The sequence below is a fragment of the Sphingomonas aerolata genome, assembly GCF_023935825.1.
Classification (GTDB): domain Bacteria; phylum Pseudomonadota; class Alphaproteobacteria; order Sphingomonadales; family Sphingomonadaceae; genus Sphingomonas; species Sphingomonas aerolata.
Genome location: NZ_CP098762.1, coordinates 2,110,395 through 2,125,348 on the forward strand (window position 1 = coordinate 2,110,395; position 14,954 = coordinate 2,125,348).

Genomic DNA, 14,954 nt, shown 5'->3' on the forward strand with positions numbered 1-14,954 from the left:
GCGCTACTCCTTCGGTGGGGGCGACACCTGATCGAGGACGTAGCGCGTGAAGCGGGGGAGTGGGCAGGGGTCGCCGCAGCCGGGGACCGGGATCGCGACGGTTTCGGGCGGAGTCTGCGCTGACAGCGGGATGCGGTAGCGCATCTGGTCGAGCCCCTGCGCGACATAGCGGACCTGTACGACGCTTTTGCCGGTCGCGCCACGACGCCACAGCTCGAACACCAGCCCGCCGCCAGGGGCCGCTTCGCCCGCAGCATAATCGCGTAGCGTCCAGTCGAGACCAAGCAGCCCGGCGAGCATCGTCACCGTGCCGTCATGGCCGCTGACGACGACGATCTTCTCTGCGTCGCCGATCGGGTCGGCCAGCGCGGTCGCGCCGGCACCGCGCTGAAGCGTCGCGAGCAGCCGCATCGCGAGATAGCTGCTGGTCTGGCGGCCGACTTCCGGGGTGCGTGTGCGCAGGTCGATGCCGGCGCCATGGACGGTGAGCGCCTTGCCGATCGTCGCCGCGTCGATCCCGCTCCAGCCGGGGAAGGCGAGCCCGTCCGCATAGGCCATGACGAGGCTCTCGGCGATCCCGGCGACCTGCAGGCTGGGCGAGGTGAGGTCGGGCTTGCCCGTCGCGTCGATCCGCATCGTGATCGGCGTATCGCCCAGCCGGCGCTGGACCCGGGTGCGCTCGGTCGTGGAGCACGGGATACGGCGGCATTGCAGCATCAGCGCCTCGAACCGATCGCGGCCGGGGGTCTGACGCGCGTCCCACGCCGCCAGATCGCCGCCGACCCGCGCGGAGATCGCCGCGAGCATCCGCGGGGCATCGAGCGGCGCGAGCGGGGTCTGCGGCGCCTCGAACAGCGGATCGGGGGCCGCCGCCGACTGGTGGATCGGCGCAGCGCACCCCGGCGTCAGGCCGGCGGCGAGCGCGGTCGCGGTCGCCTCGGTGCGCTGCGTGTGGTTCGCCCAGTAATAGACCGCGCAGTCGCTCGCGCCGAGCAGGCCCTGCTGCCGGTAGCGCGCCGCGTACCAGCCGCCGAGCATTGTCACGAGCGCCGCGCCATTCGCGGTCAGATGCCCCGCCGGCACCTTGAAGCGCGGCCAGGCGCGGCGGCTGTAGCGGCCGAGCTCCTCCGGGCTCAACATCGCGCTGCGGACGCCGTGGCGCATGACGATGACGACGCGTTCGAGCTTGTCCTCTCGCGGCGGCGGCGTTTGTGCCGGCGCGAGGGACGAGGCGACCAGCGCAAGGCCGGTCGCGAGCGAGGCTATCCGCATCAGAACTTGGCCCTGACGCCGGCCATGAACGTCCGCCCGTAATCGGTATAGCCCGCAAACTGGTTGTCGCGGACATATTGCCACTGGACGCCGCCGGCGACGTTGATGCCCTGCACGACGAAGGTCACGTTCGGCGTCACCTTGTACGACATGTCGAAATCGAGGCTGCCGAACGCGCTGTCGTTGTTGGCGGCGAGCCCTGCGCCGCCGACGTCGCGCAGCACGTTGCCGCGCCAGCTATAGCTCACCCGCACGCCGACGCGCTCCTTCTCGTAGAAGCCGGTCAGGTTGAAGCTGTCCTTGGCGACGTCGACCAGCGCATCGCGGAAAACGCCGCCGGTCGCCAGCGCATAGGTACCGCCGGTCTTGGTGTGCGTATAGTTGGCCTGCGCGCCGAGCCCGTCGAACGGGGCGGGGAGCATCTTGAACAGCTGCTGATACGCGATCTCGACGCCGGCGACATAGGCGTCGCCGCCGTTCTTGGGCGCGGTCAGGCGATAGGTCTGGCCGTCGAGAACGAAGTCGCGCGTCTGCTGGAACACGAACGTGGTGATGTCCTTGTAGAACACACCGCCGACCAGCGCGCTGCCGGGCGCGAAATACCATTCGACCGTGCCGTCATATTGCCACGCCTCGAACGGCTTCAGCTCGGGGTTGCCGCCGACCGCGGTGAGGACGGTCGGGCTCGAATTGATCGTGAGGCGCGGCGCCAGATCGGCGAGCGACGGCCGGGTGATGACCTTCGACGCGGCGAACCGCATCTGCAGATCGGGCGAGACCTCGGCGACCAGATTGAGCGAGGGCAGGATGTTGTCATAGGTCTTGTCGTAGCTGACGGGCAGCGCGACCTTGCCGTCATCGGCATAGCCCGACGAGGTCTGGCGCGTCCGGGCATAGCGCACGCCGATATCGCCGCGCACTGCGAGGCCGCCAAGCGGGAACGCGAAATCGGCCATGCCGTAGCCTGCGAGGATCTCCTCGCCGATCGCATAGCTGTTGCGCAGATCGCCGCGCGCAAGCGGCGCGGCGAGCAGCGCCTCCTTGCCGGTGGCGGCGGCGAGGAACCTGGCGGGATCGGGCATCGCCCAGCTGGTCGGCAGGGTGCCGTTCGCGCCCTTCAGGAAATCATCGACCGGAAACGGGACGAAATAGCTCGCGTCGAAATATTTGCCCGCGATGCCGCTGGTGAAATTGATGTCGCGGCGATCATAGGCGCGCGTTCTTTTCTGGTATTTCACCCCCGCACGCAGTGCGCTGACCACGCCGGTCAGGTCGCGCGTCACGTCGAGCTTCGCGGCGCGTTCGCGGTCTTTCGAGTCGTTCACGCGATATTCGATCCGCCGTCCGGGCAGCAGCGCCGGGTTCGACAGGTCGGCGCTCAGCAGCGTCACGTCGGGCAGCCGGTCGCCCGCCTTGCCGAAATCGAACGTCGTCGCGCCGACCGTGCCGAGCAGGCGCGTGCGGTAGATCGGCTCGGGCGTGTTCGAATAGGCCTGGCCGATGCTGCCGTCCGCGGCGATCGTCCAGCCGCCCGCCTGCCAGCGCGCATTGGTGCCGACCAGCCAGTTCTTGTACTGGAGCACCGACGTCTCGCGACCGATCTGCGTGGTAGAGGCGGTCGTCGTCGCACCGGTCAGTACGCCGTTCTCGATCACCGCGCTGCCCGGCACGATCCCGCGCGGCAGGTTGGAGCCATCCGCCGCCGAATAGGTCAGCTCGTCATAGGCGACGTTCAGCCGGCTCCACAGCCCGTCGACGTTCAGCTCGAACCGATCGTCGGGCTTCCACTGCACCGCGCCGTTGATGCCGATCCGGTCGCGATTCTCGCGCTCCAGCGTCGGGCGGATCGCGGTCGGGATCAGGATCGTGTCGCTGTCGAGCGAGCCATTGCCGTCGGTGTCGATCTTTCCGTCCGCCCAGCCGACGCCGGTGATCCGGTCCTGCCGCGTGGTGCGCTCGTCGTAAACGCCCGCGATCAGCGCGCCGAACTTGCCGTCCGGGCTCGCCCAGCTCGCCATGCCCGACAGTCGCGGATCGACCGCATCCGCCAGGCGCGGCGAGCTTGCCGTGGCGGATAGCGACAGCACCGGCTGCTTCAGGTCGAGCGGGCGGAAGGTGCGCAGGTTGATCGTGCCGCCGATGCCGCCTTCGTCGAGGCTCGCGCGCGGGCTCTTGATCACCTCGACCGCGGACATGAGCTCGGACGGCAGCGTGTCGAACCGGAACTGGCGCCCGCTCTGCCCGCTGTCGCGAACATTCTCGTTCACCGCGACCGAGCGATCGTTGAGCGTCACCACCTGGAAATTGGCGCCGAGCCCGCGGATCCGGACGAACACGCCTTCGCCGCGATCGCGAACGATCGAGACGCCGGGGACGCGCTGAAGCGCCTCGGCGATATTCTGCGCGGGAAACTTGCCGATATCCTCGGCCTTGACGACGTCGATGACGTTGGTCGCCTTGCGCTTCTGCGCCAGCGCGCCGGTCAGGCTGCTCGCATAGCCCGTCACGACGATCTCGCGGGTCTCGTCGTCCGGCGTGGTCGCTGCGGTCTGCGGCGCTGCGGTCTCGACCGTCGCGGCAACGATCAGCGCGCCATTGGGCTGCTGGCGGACCATCAGCCCGGTGCCGGCGATCAGCCGCTCGACCGCGGCGTGCGGTGCCATCGTGCCGTCGATCGCGGGTGCGGTCCGACCGGCAACCGCAGCGGGCGTGAACAGGATGTCGATGCCGCTCTGGCGGGCGAGCGCTTCGAGCGACCGGCCGAGCGACTGGGCACCCAGATGCACGCGTACCATCTTGGCCTGCGCGATCGCCGTGGCGGGTGCAAAGGCGGTCGACAGCGCGGCGCAGGCTGCGCCCATCACGAATGAACGGCGCAGGCGCCGGCGATTGGTCGTCACGGTGTTCATCCCCCCAAGGAAGGCGGCGATACTGCCGCACCTCCTCGACGGGCGAGCCGCGATCTACCCCACCCCGCTGACGCGAATTTTTATCCGCCGAGCAGGACGGCACCGTCCATCGTTCGCAACCGCAAACCGAGCAGCGCCGCGAGCGCACGCCCCAGCGCGACATTGTCGCCCATCCGGTACATGCCGCTCACCTGCAGTCCGGCGGCCGCGGGATCCGCGATCACCAGCCGTGTCGCGCTGTACCGGTTCGCCTCCTCGGCAACCGTCGCGAGCGTATCGTCGTGAAACGCGGCACGACCGCTGGTCCAGGCCCGTGTCGCCGCGAGGTCGGGACGATCGATCACATCGTTCCGCAGCCGCGACCCGTCGGTCAGGAGCTGCGCAACGCCAGTTGAAGTCGTAGCGACGATCGTCGCCCGCCCCTCGATCGCGGTAAAGGCCGCCCCGTCGCGCGCGTCGCAGCGCAGGTCAAAGCGGCCCGCGCCGGCGCTCATCGCGCGGTCGGCCGCGGTGATCGTGAACGGGGTCGCGGATGGCGCCACCGTCAGGTCGATGCGACCTTGCGCCAGCCAGAGCCGCCGCCGCCGCTCGGTCGCGACCACATGAAGCCGGGTGACCGCGTCGAGCAGCAGGGCCGAGCCGTCGGGCAGCACGATCCGTCGCTGCTCGCCGATCCCCGTCCGATACGGCGTCGCGGCATAGGCGGCTTGGAACACACCGGTTCCCGCGACGGCCGTGACCGCGAGTGCCGCAACCCCGCCCAGCGCGCGGCGGCGCGTCACCACCGGCGCGCGCGACGGTGCGGTTCCCGGGACCATGTCCCACAGGTCGGTCGCGCGCTCAAACCGTTCGGCATGTTCGGGGTTCGCGGTCAGCCATTCCCAAAAGACGATCGCGTCCCGTGCGCTGACGTCGTCCGCGTTGAGCCGCGCGATCCACTGCGCCGCGGTGCGTTCGGGCGCCGCCTTGTCCGAAAACATCCGGTCTAGGGATTTGCGGCCATGCATTGCGTGCTCACCAATCCTCCGTCCAATCGACCAGGAAGGTCATCGCCTTGGCCATGTGCTTTTCGACCGCACTCTGGCTTATTCCCAGACGCGCAGCAATCTCGCGATATTTATACCCGTCGAGCCGCTGCATCAGGAAGATCTCGCGCGTCCGCGGGCTGAGACGATCGAGGCCCTCGCGCACCCGGTCGAGCCGCGCCTTCGCGATCAGCACTTCGTCCTGGATCGGCGAACAGTCGCGCAGCCACTCGATCGCTCCCGCGTCTTCGCTCGCGCCGCGAACGGCCTCGCGCCGAAATGCATCGCGGCCACGATTGACCGCCGCATGGACAAGGAACGCCTCGTCGTTGCGCGGCGCCGCGGGCAGGGTCGCCAGACTGACATAGGCGTCGTGGAGCAGATCCTCGCCATCCGCCCGCCGCGTCAGCCGTTCGACCTGCGCGCGCAGACGCGACCAGCCCGCCCAGAGGCGACCGGCCCCGGTATCGATTATGCTGAGCTCGGACGTCCCCATCGGCCCAGGCGGTATGCGCCCGCCGGTTCAGTTTGATGACGTGCCGGCGACGGATCCGTGACACGCGACGATGCCGCGCCGGTGTCAGCCGGCAGGGCGGCCTGGCGCCTGCCACCCCCCGCCGAGCGCACGGAAGAGGTCGACTTGCGCCCCCGCGATGCGGGCGTCCGCTGCGGCAAGCTCGGTATCGGTATCCGCCAGCGTCCGCTCGGCATCGAGGACGTCAAGAAAGTCGATCTGGCCTTCCCGCTGGCGCGCGCGGGTGATGCGCGCGGCGGTGGCGGCGTTGTCGTGCGCGGATTGGAGTTGCGTGCGGCGATCGAGTTCGCGCGCATAGTTGGACAGCGCGGTCTCGGTTTCCTCAAGCGCGGTCAGCACGCTGCCGTCGAAACTGGCGAGCGCGCCGCGTGTATCGGCCTCGGCGCCGGCGATGCGCGCGCGCGCCGCGGACTGGTTGACCGTCCAGTTGAGCAGCGGGCCAAGCAGCCAGCGGACCGGCCCGCCGGTGAAGACGTCGCCGACGCTGAGCGCGGTCGAGCCGATCGACCCGCCGAGCGCAATCTGCGGATAGAGCTGCGACGTCTGCACCCCGATCCGCGCGGTGGCGGCGGCGAGGCGGCGTTCGGCGGCGTGCACGTCGGGGCGGCGCGCGAGCAACATCGCGCCGTCGCCGATCGGGATCGGCCGGTCGAGACGCGGCGTGGTCGTGCGCGCGCCGGCGCTGGCGGGCAGGTCCTGCGGGGTGCGGCCGGTGAGGGTGGCGAGGCGGAAGAGCGCCGCCTGACGCTCGGCCTCGATCTGCGGGATGTTCGCGGCGCGCTGGTCGCGCAGGGCAGCGATCCGGACCTGATCGAGACGCGCGGCGCGACCTGCATCGACCCGCTTGCCGGTCAGCGTGTTCGACTTGTCGAGCAGGTCGACGATCCGCCGGGCGACCGCGAGGCGTTCGGCGGATGATGCGGCGTCGACATAGGCGCGCGTTGTGGCGGCGACGATCGAGACCCGCACCGCGTCGGCATCGGCCTGCGCCGCGCCGACGTCGCCGCGCGCGGCCTCGACGTTGCGGCGGACGCGGCCGGCCAGATCGACCTCGTAGCTGACGTCGAGCCCGACATCGTAGGTGGCGCGCTCGCGGTCGAAGCCGGGCAGGTTCTGGAGCTGCGAGGTTCGCGCGTAATTGCCGCTGCCGCTGGCGTTCACCTGCGGCTCGCGATCGGTCTTGGCGCCGCGCAGCGACGCGCGGGCGCTGTCGAGCCGGGCGACGGCGACGCGCAGGTCGGTGTTCGCCGCCAGCGCGTCGGCGACGAGGCCGTCGAGGACGGGGTCGCGGTACATCCGCCACCAGTCGTTATCGGGCGCGGTCGTGATCGTAGCGGCGTTCGCGGTGACGAACGATGCGGCGGCCTTGGGCGGGGTGATCGGCGCGACATAGTCGGGGCCGGCGGCGCAGGCCGCAAGCGTCAGCGCCGAGAGGCTCGCGAGGAGGACGGACTTCATGATGCTGGTCCTATTCGGCTGGCTGAAGGGTCGCGGCGGGGGCTGGCTTGCGGCGTTCGAACCGCAGCGCCAGCGCCCGTGCGACGACATAGAAGGTAGGGGTGAAGAGCAGCCCGAACCCGGTCACGCCGATCATCCCGAAGAACACCGCGGTGCCGAGCGCCTGGCGCAGTTCGGCGCCGGCCCCGTCGGCGATCACCAGCGGCACCGCGCCGAGGATGAACGCGAAGCTCGTCATCAGGATCGGTCGCAACCGATCCTTCGCCGCGCGCACCGCCGCCTCGACCGGCGACAGCCCGTCCTGCTCCTCGGCCTGCTTGGCGAACTCGACCACGAGGATCGCGTTCTTGGCGGCGAGCGCGATCAGCACGACCAGCCCGATCTGCGTAAGGACGTTGTTGTCCATCCCGCGCAAATTCACCCCGGTCATCGCCGCGAGCAGGCACATCGGCACGATCAGGATGATCGCGAGCGGTAGCGTCAGGCTCTCATATTGCGCGGCGAGGACGAGGAAGACGAACAGCACGGCCATCCCGAAGACCAGCGCAGCGGTGCTGCCGGCCGCCTTTTGCTGGTAGGCGATGCCGGTCCATTCATGCGCATAGCCCGCGGGCAGCGACGCATCGGCGAGCTTTTCCATCGCCACCAGCGACTGGCCCGAGGAATAGCCCTTCGCAGTGTCGCCATCGACCTCGACCGCCGGGAACAGGTTGTATCGGACGACGCGGTACGGGCCGGTCTTGTCGCGGAACGTCGAGACCGAGCCGACCGGGACCATCTGGCCCGAATTGGAGCGGGTCTTGAGGTTGGCGATGTCCGCGGTGGTGTTGCGGAACGGTGCGTCGGCCTGCGCGGTGACGCGGTAGGTGCGCCCCAGCAGGTTGAAGTCGTTGACGAACGCCGAGCCGAGATAGACCTGCAACGCCTCGAACACGCGCTCTGGGGGGACGCCGAGCAGATTGGCCTTGGCGCGGTCGACATCGGCGAAGATGCGCGGCGTGGCGGTATCGAAGAAGGTGTAGACCTGCGCCAGGCCCTTGGTCTGGTTCGCCTTGCCGATCAGGTCGTAGCTCGTCTTGCCGAGGTCGCCAAAGCCGTGGCCGCCCTGGTCCTGAACCATCAGGCGATAGCCGCCGGCCGAGCCGATGCCCTGGATCAAGGGCGGCGGGACGATCAGCAGGCGTGCCTCGGTGATGTCGCCGGTCGCCTTCTGCGATTCCGCCATGATGCTGGCGAGCGTGACGCCGAGTTTCTTGCGCTCGGCAAAGCTCTTGAGCGGAATATAAGCGGCGGCCGAGTTCGGGGCGAGGGTCTGCGATGGGCCGTCAAAGCCCGCGAGCATGACCGCGCCCTTGACGCCGGCAAGCGGCAGGATGCGTTTTGCGACCTTCTGCATTACCGCGTCGGTACGCTCGACCGACGAGCCGGGGGGCAGCTGGATGACGGTCAGGAAATAGCCCTGGTCCTGCGCAGGGACGAAGCCCGACGGGGTGACCACGAAGACCCCGACCGTGACCGCGATCAGCGCGGCATAGGCGACCATCATCCGCTTCGGCGCGGCGACGAGGCGCGCGGTGAGGCGGGCATAGCTTTCGCTCATCCGTTCGAACCCGCGGTTGAACGCGTCGCCCGCGCGGCGCACCGTGCGGGTCAGGCGGTTGCCCGAGCCGGCAGGGGCGTTGGGCTTGAGCAACATCGCGGCGAGCGCCGGCGACAGCGTCAGCGAGATGAGCAGCGAGATGATCGTCGCGGTCGAGATCGTCACTGCGAACTGGCGGTAGAACGCGCCGGACAGCCCGGTGAGGAACACCGTCGGGATGAACACCGCGCACAGCACGAGCACGATCGCGACGAGCGCACCCGACACCTCGTCCATCGACGTGCGCGCGGCCTCCAGCGGCGAGAGCCCGTGTTCGAGGTTGCGCTCGACATTCTCGACCACGACGATCGCGTCGTCGACGACGATCCCGATCGCGAGGACGAGGCCGAAGAGCGACAGGTTGTTGAGGCTGTAGCCGAATGCGGCGAGCACTGCGAAGGTGCCGATCAGCGAGACCGGGATCGCCACGATCGGGATGATCGCCGCGCGCCATTTCTGCAGGAAGACGAGGATGACGAGCACGACGAGGATCATCGCCTCGAACAACGTATGCTTCACCGCGTCGATCGACTGCGCGATGAATTCGGTCGGATTGTAGATGACTTTGTATTCCAGGCCCTTGGGAAAGCGCTTCGACATGCTTTCCATTTCGGCAGTGACGGCCTGCGCGGCGCCGAGCGCGTTCGAGCCGGGACGCTGGAAGACCGCGGCGATGACGGTGGGCTTGCCGCTGAGATAGGTGTTGGCGCCGTAATCCTGCGCGCCGAGCTCGACGCGGGCGACGTCCGAGACGCGGACCTGGCGGCCTTGCGTGTCGGTGCGGATGACGACGTCGGCGAACTGCTTGGGATCGGTCAGGCGTCCTTGCGTCTCGACGTTGAGCTGGAACGCGCTGTTGCCCTTGTCGTAGGGCGGCTGGCCGAGCGTGCCGGCGGCGACCTGAACGTTCTGTGCGCGGAGCGCTGCGACGATCTCGCCTGCGGTGAGGTCGAGCGCGGCCGCGCGTCCGGGGTCGATCCAGACGCGCATCGAATAATCGCGCGCGCCGAACAGCTGCACGTCGCCGACGCCGTCGATGCGGCTGAGGCGATCGCGGACCTGGGTCAGCGCGTAGTTGGAGATGTAGCCGCGATCGAGCGAGTTGTCGGGCGAGATGAGGTTCACGACCATCAGAAAGTCGGGCGACGTCTTCCGCGTGACGACGCCAAGCCTTTGCACGTCCTCGGGCAGGCGCGGGACCGCGACCGCGACGCGGTTCTGGACGAGCACCTGCGCGGCATCGAGGTCGGTGCCGATCTTGAAGGTGACGGTGATCGTCACCTTGCCGTCGCCGGTCGATTGCGACGACTGGTAGAGCATGTTGTCGACGCCGTTGATCTCCTGCTCGATCGGCGCGGCGACGGTTTCGGCGACCGTCTCGGCCGACGCGCCCGGATAGGTCGCGCTGACGGTGACGGTCGGGGGGACGATGTCGGGATATTGCGACACCGGCAGCGCCATATAGGCGATCGCGCCGACGATCGTGATGATCACCGCGATCACGCCCGCAAAGATCGGCCGGGTGATGAAGAAGCGCGAGAAGCGCATGGGAATTTCCTCGGTAGAGGGGCGCGCTCGATCGCTCCGTCATCCTGATGACAATCAGGATCCAGAGCCAACAGCGTGACGTTTCGAACTCTGGATCCTGACTTTCGTCAGGATGACGGACTTTATTGGGAGAGCGTGGCCTCACCCGAGATGGGCTGGACCGAAGCCGGCGCTGCCGCCCCGGTCGCGACCGCGATCCGGCCCGGCTTCGGTGCGACGGTCGCGCCAGGCATGGCCATCTGCGTCCCCTGGATGATGATCCGGTCGTTCGGCCCGATCCCCGAGCGGACGATCCTGAGGCCATCGACCACAGGCCCCAATTCGACCGGTTTCTGGCTCACGACGTTCTTCGCATCGATCGTCAGCAGCACTTTCCGCGCCTGATCGGTCTGCACCGCATCGTCCGGCACCAGCAGAGCCTGCCGCGTGCCCGCACTCGCAAGGCGCATGTTGCCGAACATTCCCGGCGTCAGGAAATAGCCCGGGTTCGCGAGCACCGCGCGGCCGCGGATCGTGCCCGAGCGCTGGTCGAGACCGTTGTCGGTGAAGTCGAGCTTGCCCTTCCAGCGATGCTCCGTCTCGTCCTGCAACTGGATCTCGACCGCCGCCGGGGTCGCGCCGGGCTGCCGTGCGCGCTGCGTCTTGAGGTAGAGCGCCTCCGACCCGTCGAAATTGAAGTAGATCGGATCGAGCGCGTTGATCGTCGTCAGCACGGTGCCGCCGGTGCCTTCGCCGCCCGCGACCTGGTTGCCGGCATCGACGCGGCGATCGGAGATGCGCCCGCCGATCGGCGCGCGAACCTGCGTGAAGCCGACGTCGAGTGCGCGGGCACGTTCGCGCGCCTGCGCGGCGGCGAGTGCGGCGCTGGCGGCTTCGAGCTTGCCACGCAGCGCGTCGACCTCACCCGCCGAGACGGCCTCGTCGGCGACCAGCCGCTGCGCGCGGCCGAGGTCGGTCCGCGCGAGCGACAAGGCGCTCCTGGCGCTCGCGACGTTGGCGTGCGCCTCGGCCAGCGCGGCGGCGAACGGGCGCGAGTCGATCGTGAAGAGCAGCTGTCCCTTGCGGACGATATCGCCGTCATGGAAGTGGACGCCGGTGACTTCGCCCGCGACACGCGGCCGGATCTCGACGCTGCGGCTCGGCGCGAACCGGCCGACATAATCGTCCCATTCGCTGACCTGTCGCACCAGCGGCGACGCGACCGTCACCGAGGCGGGCGGGGGCGCCGCCATCGCCGCATCGGGCTGATCGAGCAGCCGGACGCCGATCGCGCCCACCAGCGCGACCGGCACGAGCAGCATCGCGCCGCGCTGCCAAATGGGTCTGCGTCGGGGGGCAGGGGCCTCCACCGGCGCGGCGTCGGCCGTTTTGATCGGGGAAAACACGGTCATGCCGCGTCGCTCCGTGATCGATCGGCTGACGTGCACGTGAATCTGGGATATGCCATGGGATTGCCCCCCGTTGTAATGGACATGCGTCACCGATCGTCGGTGCGCGCGGCATCGACAGTCCAGATGACGAGCGTGGACGATATCCGGTCGCCGGCATTACGCCGTGACCGGTCTGAAAACTGCGGAATTCTTGGCGTTCGACTAGGACAGTGTCGGCAACTTCGCTGGCCGGAAGACGATTGACGGACGACAATTTGACCGACCATCGGCCGGGACTGTTTGTCTACCGGCTGGTATATAAAGCGCCGCGGAAACCTGTCAACCAGATTAACATACCGTATGGTAGTTTAATCGCGACGGCCGGGGATCGGCTATTGGTCGACAAACGCCCAGCGCAATGTTTTCGCCAGGTTGCGTGTGCCCGACGTGACGACGGGCCGCATCAAGGCCGGCGACCCCGCCAGCCCATGCATTCGCCGCGCCCATGCGGGTAGCAGATCGACCGCGGCCTGCATCACCATACGCTGGACGGGCAGGGCGAGCGGGTTCGCGGGTGTCTGCTCGAGCACGAACCGGGCAACCTCGCGCGTCCGGGCATCCGCGACGAGCTGCGGGCGCATGGTCTGCAGATAACGGTCCGTTCCCGCCCGATCCCGCGGCAGCGATGCGGCGCCAAGCAGTTCGCCGACCTCGGCGAACGCTGCATAATAGGCGTCCTGCTCGGCCATGCCGAGCCGGTGGTCGCCGAAACGCTGCCACGCGGCGAGAAAGCACCAGGCCTCCGAGACATGGACCCAGGCGAGCAGTGCGGGATCGTCCGCGCGGTAGGGCGTGCCGTTAGGGAGCGTCCCGGCGATGTGCGCGTGCACCGCGCGGACACGCGCGATCACCGCCTCCGCATCGGTGCGCTCGCCATAGGTCGTGACCGCGATGAACCGCGCGGTGCGCCGCAACCTGCCGAGCATGTCTGTGCGGAAGTTCGAATGATCCCAGACGCCCGCCAGAACCGCCGGGTGCAGCATCTGCAGCAGCAGTGCCGCGACGCCGCCGACCATCATGCTGACCACGTCGCCATGCACTGTGCCGATCACCGCATCGGGCGCGAACATCGCCGCAGCGCTGCGCTCGACCGGCGCCTCGCCGCGCGCCTGGTCGTTGAACAGCGCACGCACCTGCCCGACGATCCGGGCCTTGGCGCCGGATCTGGCCCGCTCGCGCAGCAGAGTAGGAAGGTCTTTCATCATGGCATGAACGCGCGATCGGCATTTTCGCGCCTGACGACGGAGCGGCTACGGAATTGGCGGTCCGTGATTGCGCTGACGGGATCCGCGCGCGACAAGCACGCATTCGACAGGAGAATGTAATGCGTCTTGCCTTTGCCCTATTGCTGCTGCCCACCGTGCCGATCGTCCTCGCCGCCGCCCCGGCGCCGGTGGAGACGCAGCGTGTCGCGGCGCAGGATGCGGCACTGCTCGCATTTCTTGACAAGGCCTATGACGAACAGCTTGATCTCAGCCCGGAATCGCTGACCCAGCTCGGGCTGAAGACGCATTATGACCGGCTCGACGATTATACCGACGCCGCCGCGGTTCGCGCGCAGGCCCTGTCGGAGCGGCAGCTGAAGGCCATGCGATCGCGGTTCCGTCCCGACGATCTGGGCGAGAGTGCGCGGGTCAGTTACCGGCTGTTCGAATATGAGGTCGACCGCGGGCGGCAATCGCTGCGGTTCCGCAAGCTGCGCTTCCCCGTCACGACCAACGGCAGTCCCGCGGGCGACATCCCGGTGTTGCTGATCAACAACCACAAGGTCGATACGCTCGCCGACGCGCAGGCCTATATCGCACGGCTGCGCGATACCGAGCGCGTCATGCGCGAGGTCAGCACGACGATGCGCGAGCAGGCGGCGGCGGGAATCATCCCCAACAAAGTCAATTTCGCACCCGCCCGCGCCGATGCACGCGCCGTGCTGGTCGGTGCCCCGTTCGACGCGGGCGCGGATTCGACGGTCATGGCCGATTTCCGCAAGAAGGTGACCGCGTTGGCAGTGCCCGCGGCGACCAAGGCGACGTTGCTGGAGGAGGCGCGCGCGGCGCTGACGGGGCCGTTCCGTGCCGGCTATGACCAGCTGTTCGCGACGCTCAACGCGATCGAGCCGCAATCGAAGGGCAATTTCGGGGCCTGGAATCTGCCCGATGGCGCGGCCTATTATGCCGACCGGCTGAAGACCTCGACCACGACCGCGCTGACCGCCGACCAGATCCACGATCCGGGCCTGAAACAGGTCGCCGCGATCCGGCAGGAGATGGAGGCGATCAAGCGCGAGGTCGGGTTCACCGGCACGCTCGAACAGTTCTTCGACAAGATCCGCACCGATCCCCAGTTCAAATATCCCAACACCAGTGCGGGGCGCGAACAGTATCTCGGCGACGCGCGCGCCGTGATCGCGTCGGTGATGGCGGCGGCCCCCCGCTATTTCCGGACCCTGCCCAAGGCGCCGCTCGAGGTGCGCGCGGTCGAGAAATGGCGGGAGGGCACGACGTCCACCGCCTTCTACAACCCGCCGTCGGCGGACGGATCGCGGCCCGGCATCTATTACGTCAACCTGGTCGACATGAACCAGACGCAGAAGGTCCAGGTCGCTGGGATCGCGGCGCATGAGGGCGCCCCGGGCCATCATTTCCAGATCGCGCGCCAGCAGGAGCTGACCGGCATCCCCAAGTTCCGCAAGTTCGGCGGCTATGGCGCCTATATCGAGGGCTGGGGGCTGTATTCGGAGCGGCTCGCGAACGAGATGGGGGTCTATAAGGATCCCTATGCGCGGTTCGGCATGCTGTCGCTCCAGGTGTGGCGCGCGATCCGGCTGGTGCTCGACACGGGCATCCATGCCAAGCGCTGGAACCGCGACCAGGCGATCGCCTATTTCAAGGCGAACAGCTCGGTCTCCGACAAGGACATCGCGCGCGAGGTGGACCGGTATTTCAACTGGCCGGGGCAGGCGACCAGCTACATGGTCGGTCAGCTCAAGATCGCCGAACTGCGCGCGCGCGCCGAACGCGAACTGGGGTCGCGGTTCGACATTCGCGATTTCCACGAAGCCGTGCTCGACCAGGGCGCGCTGCCGCTCGACGTGCTCGACGAACAGGTCGGTCGCTACATCGCCGCGCACCGGCAATAAGG

At 68.4% G+C, this 14,954-nt stretch carries 9 protein-coding genes; 1 reads left to right on the top strand and 8 read right to left on the bottom strand.

Annotation, left to right across the window (positions count from 1 at the left end):
• Window positions 1-3: 3 nt before the first annotated feature.
• The 8 genes from NEF64_RS09695 to NEF64_RS09730 form a co-directional block, all read right to left on the bottom strand.
• Window positions 4-1,272, bottom strand: a complete 1,269-nt coding sequence (locus NEF64_RS09695) for a histidine-type phosphatase (RefSeq protein ID WP_056408491.1) — start codon at window positions 1,270-1,272, stop codon at window positions 4-6.
• On the bottom strand, window positions 1,272-4,181 hold the full coding sequence (locus tag NEF64_RS09700) for a TonB-dependent receptor (RefSeq protein WP_056408488.1): 2,910 nt from the start codon (window positions 4,179-4,181) through the stop codon (window positions 1,272-1,274). Before NEF64_RS09700 ends, NEF64_RS09695 begins: the two co-directional genes overlap by 1 nt.
• 80 nt (window positions 4,182-4,261) lie before the next feature.
• Window positions 4,262-5,188 (bottom strand): FecR family protein, encoded by a 927-nt coding sequence (locus NEF64_RS09705; RefSeq protein WP_235516469.1) that lies wholly within the window; start codon window positions 5,186-5,188, stop codon window positions 4,262-4,264.
• A 7-nt stretch (window positions 5,189-5,195) separates the two neighbouring features.
• Entirely contained in the window at window positions 5,196-5,702 is a 507-nt protein-coding gene (locus NEF64_RS09710; RefSeq protein WP_056408484.1) for an RNA polymerase sigma factor, read from the bottom strand.
• Between the two features lie 84 nt (window positions 5,703-5,786).
• Window positions 5,787-7,199 carry an efflux transporter outer membrane subunit gene (locus tag NEF64_RS09715; RefSeq protein WP_200912200.1) on the bottom strand — a complete coding sequence of 471 codons (1,413 nt, stop codon included), beginning with the start codon at window positions 7,197-7,199 and terminating at the stop codon, window positions 5,787-5,789.
• A 10-nt stretch (window positions 7,200-7,209) separates the two neighbouring features.
• Window positions 7,210-10,386, bottom strand: coding sequence for an efflux RND transporter permease subunit (locus NEF64_RS09720; protein WP_056408481.1), 3,177 nt, complete (start codon window positions 10,384-10,386; stop codon window positions 7,210-7,212).
• A 122-nt stretch (window positions 10,387-10,508) separates the two neighbouring features.
• Window positions 10,509-11,777, bottom strand: coding sequence for an efflux RND transporter periplasmic adaptor subunit (locus tag NEF64_RS09725; protein WP_056408478.1), 1,269 nt, complete (start codon window positions 11,775-11,777; stop codon window positions 10,509-10,511).
• 371 nt (window positions 11,778-12,148) lie between these two features.
• The gene (locus NEF64_RS09730; RefSeq protein ID WP_056408475.1) at window positions 12,149-13,021 is read right to left on the bottom strand and encodes an oxygenase MpaB family protein; all 873 of its coding nucleotides are present in this window, start codon (window positions 13,019-13,021) and stop codon (window positions 12,149-12,151) included.
• A 119-nt stretch (window positions 13,022-13,140) separates the two neighbouring features.
• On the opposite strand from NEF64_RS09730, the gene NEF64_RS09735 reads away from it, so the two are divergent.
• Window positions 13,141-14,952, top strand: coding sequence for a DUF885 domain-containing protein (locus tag NEF64_RS09735; protein ID WP_252573682.1), 1,812 nt, complete (start codon window positions 13,141-13,143; stop codon window positions 14,950-14,952).
• Window positions 14,953-14,954: the final 2 nt, after the last annotated feature.

What these genes read in the sequence shown, in the direction of transcription:
- NEF64_RS09695 (WP_056408491.1), bottom strand. Translation starts at nt 1,272, where the DNA reads ATGCGGATAGCCTCGCTCGCGACCGGCCTTGCGCTGGTCGCCTCGTCC.
- NEF64_RS09700 (WP_056408488.1), bottom strand. Translation starts at nt 4,181, where the DNA reads ATGAACACCGTGACGACCAATCGCCGGCGCCTGCGCCGTTCATTCGTG.
- NEF64_RS09705 (WP_235516469.1), bottom strand. Translation starts at nt 5,188, where the DNA reads ATGCATGGCCGCAAATCCCTAGACCGGATGTTTTCGGACAAGGCGGCG.
- NEF64_RS09710 (WP_056408484.1), bottom strand. Translation starts at nt 5,702, where the DNA reads ATGGGGACGTCCGAGCTCAGCATAATCGATACCGGGGCCGGTCGCCTC.
- NEF64_RS09715 (WP_200912200.1), bottom strand. Translation starts at nt 7,199, where the DNA reads ATGAAGTCCGTCCTCCTCGCGAGCCTCTCGGCGCTGACGCTTGCGGCC.
- NEF64_RS09720 (WP_056408481.1), bottom strand. Translation starts at nt 10,386, where the DNA reads ATGCGCTTCTCGCGCTTCTTCATCACCCGGCCGATCTTTGCGGGCGTG.
- NEF64_RS09725 (WP_056408478.1), bottom strand. Translation starts at nt 11,777, where the DNA reads ATGACCGTGTTTTCCCCGATCAAAACGGCCGACGCCGCGCCGGTGGAG.
- NEF64_RS09730 (WP_056408475.1), bottom strand. Translation starts at nt 13,021, where the DNA reads ATGATGAAAGACCTTCCTACTCTGCTGCGCGAGCGGGCCAGATCCGGC.
- NEF64_RS09735 (WP_252573682.1), top strand. Translation starts at nt 13,141, where the DNA reads ATGCGTCTTGCCTTTGCCCTATTGCTGCTGCCCACCGTGCCGATCGTC.